Annotated in this window: 14 protein-coding genes; 6 read left to right on the top strand and 8 right to left on the bottom strand. The window is 54.8% G+C overall.

The genetic code is table 11. The features are described from left to right. Nucleotides 1–86: 86 nt before the first annotated feature. From WG31_RS05530 to rsmA, 6 genes are all read left to right on the top strand, one after another. Complete coding sequence (locus tag WG31_RS05530) at nucleotides 87–1,745, top strand: hypothetical protein (protein ID WP_063353887.1); 1,659 nt, start codon at nucleotides 87–89, stop codon at nucleotides 1,743–1,745. Between the two features lie 111 nt (nucleotides 1,746–1,856). Continuing rightward, nucleotides 1,857–3,062 carry an LPS export ABC transporter permease LptF gene (lptF, locus tag WG31_RS05525; protein ID WP_006115994.1) on the top strand — a complete coding sequence of 402 codons (1,206 nt, stop codon included), beginning with the start codon at nucleotides 1,857–1,859 and terminating at the stop codon, nucleotides 3,060–3,062. 16 nt (nucleotides 3,063–3,078) lie between these two features. After that, complete coding sequence (gene lptG / locus WG31_RS05520; protein ID WP_006115995.1) at nucleotides 3,079–4,191, top strand: LPS export ABC transporter permease LptG; 1,113 nt, start codon at nucleotides 3,079–3,081, stop codon at nucleotides 4,189–4,191. Between the two features lie 6 nt (nucleotides 4,192–4,197). Beyond that, nucleotides 4,198–6,525: an LPS-assembly protein LptD gene (locus WG31_RS05515; RefSeq protein ID WP_081461441.1), complete on the top strand. Its 2,328-nt coding sequence runs from the start codon at nucleotides 4,198–4,200 to the stop codon at nucleotides 6,523–6,525. A gap of 81 nt (nucleotides 6,526–6,606) precedes the next feature. Continuing rightward, nucleotides 6,607–7,971, top strand: coding sequence for a peptidylprolyl isomerase (locus WG31_RS05510; protein WP_003622844.1), 1,365 nt, complete (start codon nucleotides 6,607–6,609; stop codon nucleotides 7,969–7,971). A 4-nt stretch (nucleotides 7,972–7,975) separates the two neighbouring features. Continuing rightward, a complete protein-coding gene (gene rsmA / locus WG31_RS05505) occupies nucleotides 7,976–8,806 on the top strand; it encodes a 16S rRNA (adenine(1518)-N(6)/adenine(1519)-N(6))-dimethyltransferase RsmA (protein WP_063353886.1) in 831 nt (276 codons plus the stop codon). Between the two features lie 6 nt (nucleotides 8,807–8,812). Here the strand turns inward: rsmA and WG31_RS05500 are convergent, their stop codons facing one another. From WG31_RS05500 to WG31_RS05465, 8 genes are all read right to left on the bottom strand, one after another. Beyond that, complete coding sequence (locus WG31_RS05500; protein WP_063353885.1) at nucleotides 8,813–10,024, bottom strand: SAM-dependent methyltransferase; 1,212 nt, start codon at nucleotides 10,022–10,024, stop codon at nucleotides 8,813–8,815. A gap of 99 nt (nucleotides 10,025–10,123) precedes the next feature. Continuing rightward, entirely contained in the window at nucleotides 10,124–10,729 is a 606-nt protein-coding gene (gene rplI / locus WG31_RS05495; RefSeq protein WP_006116000.1) for a 50S ribosomal protein L9, read from the bottom strand. Nucleotides 10,730–10,740: 11 nt separating this feature from the next. After that, entirely contained in the window at nucleotides 10,741–11,016 is a 276-nt protein-coding gene (gene rpsR, locus WG31_RS05490; protein ID WP_003622836.1) for a 30S ribosomal protein S18, read from the bottom strand. Between the two features lie 6 nt (nucleotides 11,017–11,022). After that, nucleotides 11,023–11,484, bottom strand: a complete 462-nt coding sequence (rpsF, locus tag WG31_RS05485; RefSeq protein WP_035351555.1) for a 30S ribosomal protein S6 — start codon at nucleotides 11,482–11,484, stop codon at nucleotides 11,023–11,025. Nucleotides 11,485–11,650: 166 nt separating this feature from the next. Further along, the gene (locus WG31_RS05480; RefSeq protein ID WP_063353884.1) at nucleotides 11,651–12,232 is read right to left on the bottom strand and encodes a GNAT family N-acetyltransferase; all 582 of its coding nucleotides are present in this window, start codon (nucleotides 12,230–12,232) and stop codon (nucleotides 11,651–11,653) included. Next, entirely contained in the window at nucleotides 12,222–14,213 is a 1,992-nt protein-coding gene (gene rpoD / locus WG31_RS05475; protein ID WP_035351559.1) for an RNA polymerase sigma factor RpoD, read from the bottom strand. Before rpoD ends, WG31_RS05480 begins: the two co-directional genes overlap by 11 nt. A 145-nt stretch (nucleotides 14,214–14,358) precedes the next feature. Further along, the gene (gene dnaG, locus WG31_RS05470; RefSeq protein WP_063353883.1) at nucleotides 14,359–16,197 is read right to left on the bottom strand and encodes a DNA primase; all 1,839 of its coding nucleotides are present in this window, start codon (nucleotides 16,195–16,197) and stop codon (nucleotides 14,359–14,361) included. A 97-nt stretch (nucleotides 16,198–16,294) separates the two neighbouring features. After that, nucleotides 16,295–16,750, bottom strand: coding sequence for a GatB/YqeY domain-containing protein (locus WG31_RS05465; protein ID WP_063354884.1), 456 nt, complete (start codon nucleotides 16,748–16,750; stop codon nucleotides 16,295–16,297). Nucleotides 16,751–16,849 lie beyond the last annotated feature (99 nt).

The following is a 16,849-nucleotide window of genomic DNA, read 5'->3' as shown; positions in this document are numbered from 1 at the left end:
AAAGCTGCTGCCTTTTTACGCCGTATTGACGGCAGGAAATCTGATCCACAGTAAGAGAGAGCAGGTTTTTAGGGGAGCACGGTTTTATGGCATCGGGAAAAAAGGCGCTGGTTGCCACGGTTATGGCCGCATCGGTTGCTGGTTCGCCTGCCATGCTGCCCAAAGCTGCTCTGGCTGATGATTATAGCGATCTGCTGGATGTGCTGCGCGCCAAAGGCAGCCTAACCAAGCATGAATACGATACGCTGCTCGCCAAACACGTGCGCCACGCCGCTCCAGCACAAACCGAGCGTGCATCTTCAGGCGGCAGAGGTGGTTCAGGCTCTGGCCGCACGGCAGCGGCTTCGGGCACACGGCACCGCATGGTGGCCCATGCCGGGCATGGGGCTGGCGGTGATGAATACGAACCCGGCATCAAGTTTGACCCCGGTGCAGAAGATTCCGGCATGCGGGCCGAAAGTGCCGCAGAACGCGCAGAAGCCAGCGCCCGTTCTGCCGAAGAAGCTGCCAAATCCCTTAAAGGCGACGATGTGGTGCGGGTGGCAAAATACGTGCCCGGCAAAGGGCTTACCTTTATGGCGGGCCCCATCAACATCAACCTTTCTGGCTTTGTGAACGGCTTTTACACCTACAACAGCCCCGCTGGCGGGCAAGCCGTGGCTGGGGGTGTTTCCACCGGTTCCAGCGGGTTTGATTCTTCTGCTGTGCGTAACGGTCTGCTCCCTGCTGGCTTTGTGCTCAAGCTTAGCACCGTGCAGCGCGGTATGGATATTTCTGCCGTTCTGGGCATGTATCCGGGTATTGATAACGCCAAAAACGGGGCCTTTAACGCCAACACAGGCGGCAGCCCCGTTGGGCTTGGCACTGCCGGTATCGATCTGCGTCAGGTTTACGTTACGTTTGGCAACAAGAATATCGGCACATTCAAGGTCGGGCGTGATCTGGCGCTGTTTGGCTCCGACGCTATTCTGAACGATGCCACGCTGCTCAGCGTCGGTGCTTCCGGCAACAACGCAGCTCCGGGCAACACATCTCTGGGCCGCATTGGTGTGGGTTATGTGTACGCAGACTGGATTCCGCAGATTTCCTACGCCTCTCCCACAATCCACGGTTTTCAAGGCACTGTCGGTATCTTTCAACCGCTGGATGAATTTAATTTTGCCGGGGGCGATCTGTCTGCCTCATCCGAGCATCATTCCTCCCCCATGGTGCAGGGCAAGGTTACGTATGATTTCAAGGTTGGCGAGGTGCAGACACGCATCTGGGCCAGCTTCCTGATTCAGCATCAGCAGGGCCTGCAAAGCACTTTGCTGAATACAGACAGCCGCAAGGGGGCAATGGCAGAAGCGGGCGATATTGGCACCAAAGTTACCTATGGTCCGCTTGAAGGTGTCGCCTACTACTATCGCGGCAGCGGCTTGGGTACAACCGGGCTGTTCTTTGATGGCGTGGGGCAAAATGGCCGCAAACGTGCATCCGAAGGGTATTACGTGCAGGGGGCCTACCACGTTACCAAAAGGCTCAAGCTGGTGGGCAGTTACGGCGTAAGCAACCTGTATCAGGCTCCGGGAGAAAACAGCCCTACCCTTGTGCGGCGCAACCAGTCTGAAGTTGGGGCTGTTTTTTACAAGCTGACAGATTGGCTGAATCTGGTGGGTGAATACACACATACATCGTCTGCCGCCCACGGCCCTTACAAGGAAAGCGACAACACGGCTGCTGGTGGTGTGATTCTTCTATTCTAGAAATTCCGCGAAAAGCGAAAAAAGAAATTGCGGAATTTTGAGAGTTTGCGCCAATAAAACTGTCAGTTTTCAAGAAAAACCACACCGGAGCAACATGCTTGCACCTGCTTTATGCATGATAAGGCTGTTGCCTCCCGCACAGGTGAAGTAGATAACAGACGTATGACCGTCCGTTCACTTCAGTCTTGGCTGAAATCGCGTTTCCTCACGCTGGACAGGTATGTGTTCCACCAGCTTCTGGTGGCACTGCTGGCAACCACCGGGGGGTTGGCCGCGCTCATCTGGCTTATGCAGTCTTTGCGCTTTGTCTCTCTGGTGGTGGACAGAGGGCTTTCCCTGCGTGTGTTTATTGAACTCACAAGCCTGCTCATCCCTTCCTTTGTGGCGGTGGTGCTACCCATTACCACTTTTGTGGTCAGCCTGTTTGTGTATCAACGGCTGGCGGGAGACCGCGAACTTACGGTTATGCAGGCGGCGGGGCTTTCACAGTTTGCGCTGGCAAAGGCCGGGCTGGGCTGTGCGCTTATGGCCACCATAATGGGCTTTTTGCTGAACCTGTGGATTGTGCCCACATCCTACCACGCCTTCCGGCAATACGAATTTGATATCCGCAACAAGATGGCGGCCTTCATGCTGCAAGAAGGCGTGTTCACCAAGGTTTCGGATGCCATGACGGTCTATATCCGTTCGCGCAGCCACGATGGCACGCTGCATGGCATTATGGTGGAGGATGATCGGCAACCGGGGAATCAGGCCACAATTCTGGCCAATCATGGGTCCATGATGATCGTGAATGATACCCCCCGCGTGATCCTGTACGATGGTTCCAGACAGGTGATCGACCATAAGACAGGCCGCCTGAACATGCTGGTTTTCAAGCAGGATTCCATGGATTTGTCTTCCGCACATCAGGAAGACGCCCGCTTTCGGGATGCTGCTGAAATGTCTTTGGGGGAACTGCTGCACCCAGATCCACAACAGGTTTCTGTGCGCGATACAGGCAAGTTCAAGGTAGAAGGCTGGCGCCGCCTTACATCCCCTCTTACCTGCTTTTCCTTTGCCATGGTGGGGCTGGTTGCCGTGCTGCGTGGAGCTTTTTCGCGCTACGGCAATATCAAGCGGCCCCTTGCTGCGGTGCTAACTGTTGTGGGGCTGTTGGCCATTAACCTGTTGCTGCAAAACCTGGCCAGCCGAAACATGGCCCTTATCCCGCTTATTCCGCTTGTGGCATTACTGCCGGGGCTGATATGCGCAGGCATACTATTCATTCCGGAAATGCTGGCAGACCGCGCCTCTGCCCGCCTGACACAGAACTGAAGGGGCTTCCGGCCTGATGATTGTTGCCGTTACCCTCTCCCGCTATATTGCGCGGCAGTTTGTGTTTTCCGTTGTGGCGATGATTGCCTCCCTAACCGGCATTGTCTGCCTGTTTGATTTTATTGACCTGTTGCGCCGTGTCGCCACCAAGCCAGATGTTTCCACCAATGTGGTAACAGAAATTGCAGCGCTTCATGTGCCTTATTTTGCCACGGAAATCCTACCTTTTGGCATGCTGTTGGGCGGGATTGTCTGCTTCTGGCGGCTTACGCGTTCTTCCGAACTGATTGTGGCGCGCGCTGCTGGTATTTCCGCATGGCAGTTTCTTACCGCTCCGGTAGCCTGCGCCATGCTGATTGGTGCTCTTTTCACCACCCTGATTTCTCCGGTGTCTTCATCCATGTATCGCCGGGCGGAAGAGCTGGATCAGCAATATCTGCGTACTGGTGGTGGGCCGCTCAGCCTGTCCAGCGGGTCTTTATGGCTCCGGCAATCAGATAGTCAGTACGATCCGCACGGCGTTGCCATGCTACATGCGCGTGGCGTGCAGCTTAAGGATGGCTTGCTCCGTATCCGTAATGTGAGCGTGTTCCGTCTTGATCATCAGGACAAGCTGATGATGCGAATCGAAGCTCCCGAAGGCTATCTGGGAACATTGAAATGGATTTTAAGTGATGCCTCTGTGGTGCGGCCCAATGATTTGTTGCACCACGTTGGCCAGATCGATCTGCCTACAGATTTAACTGTTAACCGCGTGCAGGAAAGTTTTTCTTCCCCCGAAACGCTTTCTGTCTGGGCGCTGCCGGGCTTTATTTCCTTGCTTGATCGCTCAGGTTTCTCATCTATTCGCCATCGTATTCATTTTCAGTCCCTGCTGGCATTGCCCATGCTGGCGGGCACGATGGCGCTGGTTGCGGCGGGGTTTTCCATGCGTCCATCTCGGCGCGGGGGCGTTGCCCGCATGATCGGGTCTGGCGTTGCGGCGGGTTTTCTGCTTTTCACCGTATCCAAGGTTGCAGAGCAGTTCGGGAATTCGGGGGCACTTCCGCCGATGCTAGCTGCATGGGCCCCTACGCTGGCCGGGTTATGTCTGGCTGTTTCGTTGCTGCTTCATTTGGAGGATGGCTGATTGACCGTGGCTCGCCGGCCTTTCCGCAACCCTTTGTTGCGCCGTCGTTCCACCCTCAGTGCGGCCACCGCATTGGGGAGCATGGCCGCGTGCCTTCTTTTCAACCTGCCCAAACATGCCCACGCGCAGTTCCGCCCGCAGGTGATGCACCTTGATACCGGCCGCCCGACATCTCCCGATGAACCGGCAACCTTTCAGGCCGATAAGGTTGACTACAACGATGTTGAGCACACCGTTACCTGGACTGGCAATGTCCAGGTCTGGCAGGGCGACCATGTGCTGCGAGCAGACCGCATTGTGTATGACCGCGATACCGGCGTTATAGCCGCACGCGGAAATGTAGCCACCATTCAGCCAGATGGTTCCGTGCTGTACACCCATTATGCCGAGCTTTCGGGCGGCATGAAGGATGGTATCATGATGCACGTAAATGCCACCATGCAGGACAACGCCAAGCTGGCAGCCAACGGCCTGCGGCGTACAGCAGGCAAGATTAACGTCATGAGCCGCGCCGTTTATACGGCCTGTGAAATCTGCGAAAAAGATAAAACCCGCGCACCTTTCTGGCAGTTCCGCGCTTATGACGCCACGCAGGATCTGGAACACCAGAAAATCGACTTCCGTGATGCGTATCTGGATATTCTGGGTATTCCGGTCATCTACCTGCCCTACTTCTCCATGACGGATCCTTCAGCCAAGCGGCACAGCGGGTTCCTTATGCCCGGCATTACACCGCATGACCGTTATCTGGGCACGTATTTCACTATCCCGTATTACTGGGTGATTGATGATCAGTCCGACATGACCGTGCAGGGCCTGTTCTCCACCAAAACAGGGCCACAGATCAGCGCGCAGTACCGAAACTTCTTTAACTTCGGCAAGATCAACATTCAGGGCGGTCTGGCTTACGATACGCATCGCAGTAACAGCTACACCAACGGCTTTGGTGATGATGTAGGCCGTGGCGGCAACCATGGTGTGCAGGGCTATCTGTTTGCCCGTGGCCAGTTCTCCATAAACAAGCACTGGCGCGCCGGAGCCAACATCAATCTGGCCACTTCTGCTGACTATATGCGCGATTACCGTGTGCAGGGTTATGGGTCTGATACCCTAAACTCCAACGCCTATATTGAAGGCTTTGGCACAGGCTCTTACTCCCGTATTGATGGGCAGTACTATCAGGGCCTGAACAAAGGTGTCATTCACAACACCGATCTACCGTGGGCGCTGCCGCGTTATACGTATAGCTTTGTTGGCCAGCCAGATGCGTTGGGCGGCCGCACCAGCGTAAACACCACCGATTTTTACGTATATCGTGAAAACGGGTCTGCCGATCAGCGCGGTGAATTGCAATTAAACTGGGATAGGCTGTGGCGTTCCCGCCAAGGACAGCAATTTCTGCTGACATTGCGGCTTGATTCCATGGTCTACCGCGCCCGCAAGCTGTACCAGCAGCCCAACTACTACAAAACAGCCCGTACAGTTGTAAGCGGGCAGGTTCTGCCTACCATTGCGTTAAAAACCAACTGGCCGTTTGTCCGCAGCTTTGAACATGGCCGCGGCACGCAGTTGATTGAACCCATTGTGCAAGCCATTTACGCCCCCAATACTGGCATGGGCGCAACGGACATGATTCCGAACGAAGATAGCATGTCCTATGAATTTACGGATTCAACGCTGTTTTCTCTTAACCGCTATCAGGGCACAGACAGGCTGGATGGCGGCCTGCGCGGCAATATCGGGGTGCATGCCAACTGGACATGGGATGGTCACGAAGTGGATCTTCTGGCCGGTGAAAGCTTCCAGGAACATATCGAACATGACCGCCTGCCCTATTCTGGGCTAGACCATCATGCCTCAGACATTGTGGCGCGTGCCCGTGTAGCACCAAACGAGTATTTTGATTTCAACGCCCGTATGCGGCTTGATCCCTATACCGGCAAATTCAACTTTGGTGATGCCCTGTTCAGCGCCGGGGTGCCGCATTTCCGTATCCGTGGCGGGTATGTGTATGAACCCGTTACCCCCTATTACTACTTTGCCACCAACTATCGCTCCTATAGCCCGAACCAGCTTTACACTGTACGCACAAACGAAATCAGCGGCGGCTTCTCCTCCGACTGGGATAACTGGCATCTTTCCGGGTTTGCGCGCCGCAGCCTCTCCCGCCGTGAATTTGTCTCTCTGGGTGGAGATATTGGATATACGAATGACTGCTTCGGCCTCGATTTCATGTATCTCAAGCAGTACACCACCATTGGTGGGCAGCAGCGTAACTCTACCTTCCTGTTCACCCTTAGCCTGAAAACGCTTGGGTCTTTCGGCCTTAAGTAAGAACTGCTTCAAAAATGCCTCGCGCTCCGGTATCAGGGAACAGAGTTCCCGATCTGGCAGAAAGCTGAAAGACTGTTCCGTATGCGCCTGCGTTCCCTTGCACTGGCCTGTTGCTCCCTTGCCGCGCTTACCGTTCCGGCCATTGCTGGCGCACCGTATGCGCAGGCAGCAACACGGCACACCTCCAGCGCGGCAACGCAGCAAACAGCAACGCCTGCCCAGCCTGAACCAGATGATATGATTCTTGCTGTTATCAACAGTATTCCGCTTACCAAGCGCGATGTTGATAACCGCGGCAAACTGTTTGCCCTTTCTACCGGCCTGCCCCTTACGCCAGATCTGATGGCGCGGCTGCGGCCCCAAATTATCCGCCAACTTATTGATGAACGCCTGCGCACGCAGGAAATTCTTAGCCGCCATATCAATGTGCCGCCCGAACAGATTGCAGGCGCCATTACCAATATTGAGCGGCGCAACGGCATGCCCGAAGGCACCCTGCGCGAGCATCTGGCACAAGATGGCGTGTCTCTTACCACATTGATCGACCAGATCCGGGTGCAAATTGGCTGGATTCAGGTGCTACGGCAGGAGCTTGGTGCGCGCTCACGCGTATCTGCACAGGATATTGCCCAACGTCAGGCCGCGCTCAAGCGCGAAGAAGGCCGCACAGAATACGAACTGGCCGAAATTTTTGTAAAAGTGGAAGATCCCCGGCACGATCAGGAAGAGCTGGACTTTACCAACACCGTTATTCAGGAACTGCGTAAGGGTGCGCCCTTCCCCATTGTGGCAGCTCAGTTTTCCCAAAGTCAGACAGCGCTGGATGGTGGTTCCATGGGCTGGGTGCAGGAAGATGAGCTTGACCCCGCAGTGGTTCAGGTGGTGCGGCAGATGCCTGTGGGCGTTGGAGCTATTTCTAACCCCATCAAAGTGCCGGGTGGGTATGTTATCATCACCCTTAATGGCAAGCGTGTTATTGGGCACGAAATGGGCCACCTGATTACCATTCGGCAGGTATTCCTTTCCTTTGATACACCGCTAGACCCGCAGCACATTACACCGCAGCAGGAATCTACCCTGCAAAAAGCCATGCAGGTTATCCAAAACACTCATAGCTGCACGGAAATGGAGGCCCTGAACAAGGCCGAAGGCGAAAAGCGCCCCACAGATCCGGGTGAAATGCCGCTGGAACGCCTGAACCCACAAATGCAATCTCTGCTGGCTGATTTGCCCGAAGGCAAGGTCTCCCGCCCTCTGGTCTCGCGCGATGGGATTGATCTGCTGATGGTTTGCACCAAAAAGGAAAAGAACTTTTCCAACCGCTCACCCAGCGAAATTGCTGACCAGTTGATGAATGAACGCGTGGAACAGGCCGCCCGCCAGTTGGATAGTGACCTGCACCGCCGCGCTATTATTGACAAGCACATTAAGCTAAAGGGGGTATAAGGCCCTGTCTGCCCATCTGGAAAGCCTGCGCGATGTTATCCATCGGCATGGGCTGGATGCACGCAAAGCCCTCGGCCAGCACTTTCTGCTTGATCCGGGAGTTACAGAACGCATTGCAACACTGGCAGGTAACTTAAAAGGCCGCCACGTTGTGGAAGTTGGCCCCGGCCCCGGTGGTTTAACACGCGCTTTACTGAATGGCCCTGCGGAATCTGTAACCGCAGTAGAACTGGATAGCCGCGCCGTGCTGGTTATTCAGGAACTGGCAGGTTTTTACCCCAACCGCCTCAAGGTGGTGGAAGCCGATGCGCTAAAGTGTGACCTTACAGAGCTTTGCGCCGCACCACGGCAGATTATTGCCAATCTGCCCTATAATGTGGCCACACCTTTGCTTATTGGCTGGCTACGACAAGGCAACGCGTGGGAACGGCTGACACTCATGTTCCAGTGGGAAGTGGCTGAACGTATTTGCGCCGCGCCCAACAGCCAACATTACGGACGCTTGGCTGTACTGGCCCAATGGTGTGCAGAGTGTGCGATTGTTATGAAGCTGCCACCGGGTGCGTTTTCACCACCCCCAGCCGTATGGTCTGCGGTTGCCAGCATTACGCCTCATGCCCAACAACCGGCGCCTGCTCTTTTTAAAGCAATGGAACGCGTAACGGCAGCAGCCTTTGGGCAGCGGCGCAAAATGCTACGCGGAGCCTTAAAAGGCCTGAACGGTGATAAGCTTTTGGCAGCAGCAGAAATAGATGGCACGCGCCGCGCGGAAACTCTGGATATTGCAGAGTTTGACCGCTTGGCACGTGCGCATTTTGCGCTATCGGCTCAATAAAGCGCCTTATTCTTTTTCTGCTGCGGCAATGTAATCCCGCGTAAACGGCACGGCAGAAATAGAACGAGAAAGCTGGAGCTGAAAGTTCATGTGCCCCTGCACACGGAAAGCCAGTTCTGCGGCGTTGAGATAAAACTCAAACATCCGGGCAAAGCGTTCATCATACAACGCAACCGCTTCTGCCCGTTTGGCCGCAAAACGCTCACGCCAGATGGCAATTGTTTTTGCGTAATGCAGACGCAAGATTTCACAATCAGTCACCCACAAGCCTGTAGGCTCAACAGCGGCAAAAACCTCGCTTAACGCCGGAGAATACCCACCGGGGAAAATGTATTTGTTAACCCACGGGTTTGTTGTGCCCGGCCCATCACTCCGGCCAATAGAATGCACAAGTGCCACACCATCATCCACCAGTGCGTTTTTGATGACATCAAAAAACTGCCGGTAATGCCCTACACCGACATGCTCGAACATGCCAACTGAGACAATGCGGTCAAACCGCCGATGTAGGTTGCGGTAATCCAGCAACTCAAACCGCACACGTCCTTCCAGCCCTTCATCCTTGGCGCGCTGGCGTGCAAAAGCCAACTGCTCCTGAGAAAGAGTAATGCCGGTAACAATAGCGCCGTAATCCTTGGCCAGTGTAAGGGCCATACCCCCCCAACCGCACCCAATATCCAGCACTTCCAAATCCGGCCGATCTAACAGCAGCTTGGCAGCAATATGGTGTTTTTTGGCGGCCTGTGCCTCATCCAGCGTTTCTGTGCCATGCCGGAAATAAGCGCAGGAATATTGCCAATCTTTATCTAAAAACAAAGAATACAGGCGGTTATCCAAATCATAATGATGCGCCACATTCTGCTGTGCACGCTTGATTGGGTTAAACTGTATCCACCCCCGGCGCACATACCGCAGAGCCGATGCCAGACGTTCCGCCACATGGCCACCCGGACGCATGGCGTTAAGCATGAGCACATCCAGCAGATTGTAAAGCGTGCAATCCAACGGATCGAGGTGAGACTCCATATAAGCTTCACCAAAACCAAGCCCCGGGTTTATCACCATAGCCCGCACGGCAGCCTGATTATGCAGTACTACGCCAGCTGAAGGGCCGGGATTGCGGCCTTTATAAAGGCTTGTGCTTCCATCTGGCCAGCGCACCTGCAACTGACCATCTGCGATAAAGTGTTGCAGAATGCGATCAAGAACTTGCTTCATCCCGCGTCTCCTTCAGAAAATTGATTGCAGCATACGCGCAAAAAAAAAGCCCGGAAAAGAATTTTCCGGGCTTCTTCCGCATGAAAATGCAAACAGCAATTAAGCGTTAGCTTCTGCCGGTGCAGCTTCTGCTTCAGCAATTTCTGCTGGGTCGGTAATGAGTTCGCCTTCAACAACGGCATCATCACCAGCAATTTCAGCTTCTTCTTCAAGAGAAGCAGCTTCACCACGTGCCTGACGTTCTGCTTCTTCTTCAGAACGCGCCACGTTGATGATGACCGGCACAACCACTTCCGGGTGCAGCGCAATTTTCACTTCATACAGCCCCAAAGACTTAATGGGGTGCGCAAGGAAAACCTGCTGACGGGAAATGGTAAAGCCTGCTTCCGTAACAGCCTGCGCAACATCGCGCGTGCTGACGGAACCATACAGGCTGCCGCTATCACCAGCCTGACGGATCAGGATGACAGCCAGACCTTCCATCCGTTCGGACAGACGTTCAGCTTCTTCACGACGCTTGATGTTCTGTGCTTCCAACTGAGCGCGTTCACGCTCAAAACGGGCACGGTTATCATCGTTTGCACGAATAGCCTTGCCCTGTGGCAGCAGATAGTTACGGGCAAAACCCGGACGTACCTTCACCACATCGCCCATCTGACCCAGATGTTCGACGCGCTGAAGCAGGATTACTTCTGTAGCAGCCATTGATCGCTCCCTCAGCTTACAACGTAGGGAAGCAGAGCCAGGAAGCGGGCACGCTTGATAGCCTGTGCCAGTTCACGCTGCTTCTTTGCGGAAACCGCCGTGATGCGGCTCGGCACGATCTTGCCACGTTCGGACAGGAAGCGGCTGAGCAGACGCACGTCTTTATAATCGATCTTCGGCGCGTTAGGGCCGGAGAACGGGCAAGACTTGCGACGACGGTAGAACGGACGACGCGCACCCACAGCCGGGCGACGGGCGGCGGGGTTTACTTCCATTGTATCAGACATTCTGGATTACTCCGCTGCTGCGTTGTCAGCTGGCTGTTCGGCGTTGCTGCGGTCTTCACCACCGCTGCGACGGCCACGGCCACTTTCAAAACGACCACCGGCCTGCTTGGGGCCACGGAAGCCGCCACGGTCACCACGGTCATCGCCCTTGCGGGACAGAACCGGAGACGGAGCTTCGTCGATTTCTTCAACGCGCAGTGTCAGCAGACGCAGAACGTCTTCGTTCAGAGCGAGCTGGCGTTCAATTTCTTTCACCAGTTCAGAACGTGCTTCCAGACCCAGAAGAGCGTAGTGGCCCTTGCGGTTCTTTTTGATACGATAGGCAAGGCTACGCAGGCCCCAGTACTCGCGCTTGCGCACGGCACCGCCATCGGCTTCAATCTGGGCGGCAATACCATCAAGAATGGCATCCACCTGCTGCTGGGAAATATCATTCCGCGCAATCAGCACGGTTTCATAAAGTGGCATGTTGACTCCCTTCGGATACAATCAACCCACCCGTGCCGAACCCTTCCGGCCTACGGTGCTACAGAGTTTTAAAATCTGAAGCTGCGGGTATAGCCGGGCCAATGCCATGAACCCGGCAGGGAAAGAGCAGTCTCAATCATATTTACGCGGCAAAAGCAAGAAAGATTCACACGCGCAGATGCTGTGGAACGGGAATACCAAGCCGATCTGGCACATCCCATACCTCTTCTACACGCCGCATAACCTTGAAGCCTGCCTGCTGATACAAAGCCAATGCACGTGGATGATCTGCTGTGCAGGTGTTTACGCGCACAGAATGCGGCCTGCCACGCCACGCCAAACGCAGCACGTTATCCAGAAAAGCGCGCCCGACCCCTTGGCCAATCGCCTCGGGAAACAACCCGAAATAAGAAAGGTTTACAGATTGCGGATCTGCCAGATCCAGCTCAAAAAAACCACGGATCTGCTGTTCTTGCCGTAGAAGGCCAATGTTTACGGGTGCAGTTTCTAAAAAACGGGCCAGAGTGGCATCTGATGCCGCCTGCCGCATCCACCAACAATATTCCCGCCCCACCCGATCCTGCAAAAGCCGATACCCAGCCACATCGGGCTGAATACGCTCCTGCACGTGCCATCCTTCAGGCAAAGCCAAAGATGCGTGTTGCGGCGGAGAAAACATGCGCATGAAGGTAACAACCACCTTCATGCGCGTTGTGGATTCGGCGTTAAAGTTTAGATCAGTTATCATCCAAGAAGGAACGCAGCTTACGGCTACGGCTTGGATGTTTAAGCTTACGCAGGGCCTTGGCTTCAATCTGGCGGATACGTTCACGCGTCACGTTAAACTGCTGGCCAACTTCTTCCAGCGTGTGATCGGTGTTCATGCCGATACCAAAGCGCATACGCAGCACGCGTTCTTCACGCGGGGTGAGAGAGGCCAGAACGCGGGTTGTGGCCTCACGCAGGTTGGTCTGGATAGCGGCATCCAGCGGAATAATAGCCGTTTTATCCTCGATAAAATCACCAAGATGGCTATCTTCCTCATCCCCAATCGGGGTTTCGAGGGAGATGGGCTCCTTGGCAATTTTTAGCACCTTGCGCACTTTTTCCAGCGGCATACCCAGCTTTTCAGCCAGTTCTTCCGGAGCAGGTTCACGCCCGATTTCATGCAGCATCTGGCGGGATGTGCGCACCAGTTTGTTGATCGTTTCGATCATATGCACAGGAATACGGATGGTACGCGCCTGATCCGCAATGGAGCGCGTAATAGCCTGCCTGATCCACCACGTTGCATAAGTGGAGAACTTGTAGCCACGGCGGTATTCAAACTTATCCACCGCCTTCATCAAGCCGATATTGCCTTCCTGAATCAGATCAAGGAACTGAAGGCCGCGGTTGGTGTATTTTTTGGCAATGGAAATAACCAGCCGCAGGTTAGCTTCGATCATTTCCTTTTTAGCGCGGGCAGAATCACGCTCACCACGTGCAACCGTTGCATACACACGGCGGAATTCACCAATCGGCAAACCCGTTTCCTGCGCCAGTTGCGCAACCTGATCACGCAGGTCAACCACTGTGTTGGCGTGCTTGGCCACAAAGTTTTTCCATGAACGGCCAGACAGGGCGGAAACCATGTCCATCCAGCCCGGATCAAGCTCACGCCCACGGTATTTCAGCAAGAAATCTTCACGCGAGACACGGCAGCTTTCTGCCAGACGCAGCATGCGCCCTTCCAGCATGTTTAGCTTCTGGAACATCTGTTTAAGCTGGGCAACCAGATCTTCAATCCGGTTATTGTGCAGGTGTACCTGCTCTACCTTGCCCACCAGTTTTTCACGCAGGGCAACGTAGTTTTCTTCAAAATTCCCATCAACATCTTCACCAGATGTCAGGGCTTCAATCCGTTGAACCTGCAACTTACGCAGAGCTGCATAAAGCGGTTCGATCTCATCAAAATGCGCCAGAATTTCCGGCTTAAGCTTTTCTTCCAGCGCAGAAAGGGAAAGGCCGCTGCCTTCGCTTTCAATATCGCCCTCGCCCTCGGTTTCTGGCTCTTCTGCCTCTTCCGAGTCCGAATCGGATTCGGCTTCGTTAAACGTGCCGTCTCCGCCTTCTTCTAGCGGGTTGCCTCCGCTTTGCATGGCTTCCAGATCCACAATGTCACGCAGCAGCATTTCATTGTTACGGATCATCTCATGCCAGGAGATGATGGCGCGGAATGTCAGCGGGCTTTCACACAAGCCGCCAATCATTTCATCGCGGCCAGCCTCAATCCGCTTGGCAATAGCAATTTCGCCCTCGCGGGAGAGCAGTTCCACCGTGCCCATTTCGCGCAGATACATCCGCACCGGGTCATCCGTGCGGCCTACGCTTTCAGCATTTACGTTGCCGGTTGGGCTTTCGGCTTCAGCTTCGGTTTCAGCCTCTTCCTCCGCATCTGCATCTTCGCTTTCAGCGGCGGCTTTTTTGGGTTCAGCTTCTTCGTTGTCGTTATCTTCGTTTTCGACAACCTGAATACCCATTTCAGACAACACAGCCATAATGTCTTCAATCTGTTCAGAAGACATCTTGTCCTGCGGGAGAACGGCATTCAGCTCATCAAACGTAATGCACCCGCGCTCACGCCCTTTGGCAATCAGTTTTTTGACTGCAGAAGACCGCGTATCAAGCAGGGTGGTATCCCCATCCTGTTCCTGCGCTGCGTTGGTTGATGCCGTTTTTGTCGCCATGCCAGACCTGCTCCTCCCCGCCCGCATCCGAACAGAATGCAGAACGACCAGTTTACTATGTACTGCTCTCTTTTCAGGGCGGGCAGGACGTGGGATATCCTGCGCGTGAAGTCAAGGGGAACACGCCCTGAACACATTCGTTGTCTTATAGCTCGGTGTCGTCCACACCGCCGCGTTTCAGGCGCTCCATTGCCTCTAGCCGCGCCTGTAACCGTTGCCATTCAGCGGAATCTCCGCCTTTTTCAACAAAACGCGCAATCTCACGATTTACTTCCTGAATAAATTGCGGCCCGTAGAGCAAACCATAAAAATGCCACCACTGTGTTCTTGATGCAACAGTGTGTGCCGGGTCTTCTGCATCACTTTCCGCCATCGCAGAGTAGCTTTCACGCACAACAGCGCGAATGGTTTCCTCCGCCCCTTGTGCCTGCAACCATGCATATAATGCCGCAGCATTATCTGGCAACTCACCCTCGGCAGAAAGATCAAGCAAAAGGGCGCGCACCTCGGCAAATTCTTCTGGCAAATCAAGCCGACATAACGCCTCTTCCACCTCCGACACCAAAACAGGATGCAACAGCAGCAACTCCAGCATCAGGCGCTGGCGTTCGCGCGTTTGATCCATATTTACTGGCACAGCACCGGGCACAGAGGCAGGCGCGTTGGCCTTACGGCCCTGCGGCCCGTTCCATTTGCCGCCACCGCGCCGGAATGTCGTAAAAAACCGATCCAGCAACGTGGAGCGATATTCAGACGCCAGCGTTTTATCTGGGATAAGGCCTGCAACTTCCGTCAGCCTACGCCGCAAGGCTGCACGTTCTTCTGGCCCCGGATTATTGGCGCCAGCGCTGAGCAAATCAAACAGCACTTCGGATAAAGGCTGCGCTGCGGCAAACATTTCCGCTACAGCCTGCCGCCCTCGTGTGCGCACCAAGCTGTCTGGGTCTTCTCCATCAGGCAGCAAACAGATACGCAGGGAATAATCCTGCTTGAGCAACGGCAGACCCGTTTCCGCCGCTTTAACCGCTGCCCTCCGCCCTGCTGCGTCACCATCAAAACACAGAATGGGCGCACGATCGACCTGCCACAACGCCTCTAACTGCTCAGGCGTGAGCGCCGTGCCCAGTGGGGCAACTGCCCCTGTAAAACCGGCCTGATGCAGGGCAATAACATCCATATACCCTTCCACCACCACCAGATCCGGCGCCACCACACCTTTGGGGCGTGGTGCACGCACAGCAGCGCGGGCACGATCCAACCCAAACAAAAGCCGCCGTTTGGAAAAAACTGGGGTTTCCGGGCCATTGAGGTATTTCGGCTGCCCATCCCCCAGAATACGCCCACCAAAGGAAACCAGACGCCCTTTGCGATCCCGGATGGGAAAAGTGACACGCCCCCAGAACAACTCACCCTTGGGGTGGCCTTGCTCATCCACCCGCATCAGGCCTGCTTCGGCCATCATGTCGGGTGTAATGCCTTTGGGTGCGAGGGCAGAAACCAGATCCCCCCGCTTCTCACTTGCCCAGCCTAAACCGAACGTTTCCAGCGTTTCCCGCGTGAGGCCGCGCCCCAGCAGATAATCCAGTCCAGCGCGCCCTTCTGGCTTGTATAAGGCGTGAGACCAGATTTCCTGCGTCGCCGCCAGCACATCTTCCAGCGAGCGCACATGCGCCACTTCTTCCTGCGTGCGGCGCGTATCCTTTGGCACTTCCATGCCTACGCTGGAGGCTAACTCCTCTACAGCTTCGGGGAAGTTTTTGCCTTCCATCTGCATGACAAAGGAGATGACATCTCCATGCACACCGCAGCCAAAGCAGTGGAAGTGATCATCATACACATAAAAGGAAGGCGTTTTTTCACCATGGAAAGGGCAACACCCTTTCCAGTTCCGCCCGGAGCGGGCCAGTTTGACCCTGCGCCCGACAACGGACGCAATGGGCGTGCGGGCCCGCAATTCATCCAGAAAAGCTGAATCAATCGCCATTGACTGTCCGTTTCATCAAGCAGCCCGATTAGGCGGCATAAAACCACCTCAGATCGGGCTGATACTTATTTCAGCAAATATAATGTTTAAAAAACACTTAGCCCAGACGCGCTTTTACAGCAGCACTGGCCTTGCCCATATCCAGCGCCACGCCAAACTTGTTTTTCAATTCAGCCATCACCTTGCCCATGTCCTTCAGGCTTTCTGCCTTTACGGTGGCAACAGCTTCATCCACAGCAGCTTTCAAGGAAGCTTCATCCATTTCTGGCGGCAGATAGCCACGGATCACTTCGATTTCTGCTTCTTCCTTTTCCGCCAACTCGGGGCGGCCGCCTTCTCTGTACATGCCAGCAGATTCCGTGCGGGACTTTACCATCCCACGCAGGGCCGCAATGGCTTCATTTTCATTCAACCCTTCCTGCCCTTTGGCGCGGCCTGCAATTTCCACGTCTTTCAGCTTAGCCGTAATCATCCGAATTGTGGCCACGCGGGCGCTTTCTCCTGCTTTCATGGCTGTTTTCAGGTCTTCCATCAGGCGTTCACGTAATGTCATTTCCATATGCTCCACTCTTTCTGTGCTGCAATCGGGCGCACCATATCACCCAGATTCACAAAAAAACATCACACGGCAAATAAAGAACCTCCCCACCCC

The organism is Acetobacter oryzifermentans, assembly GCF_001628715.1.
GTDB classification, from domain to species: domain Bacteria; phylum Pseudomonadota; class Alphaproteobacteria; order Acetobacterales; family Acetobacteraceae; genus Acetobacter; species Acetobacter oryzifermentans.
Note: the sequence above shows the minus strand (reverse complement) of the source record. Positions and strands in the feature narration are given on the sequence as shown.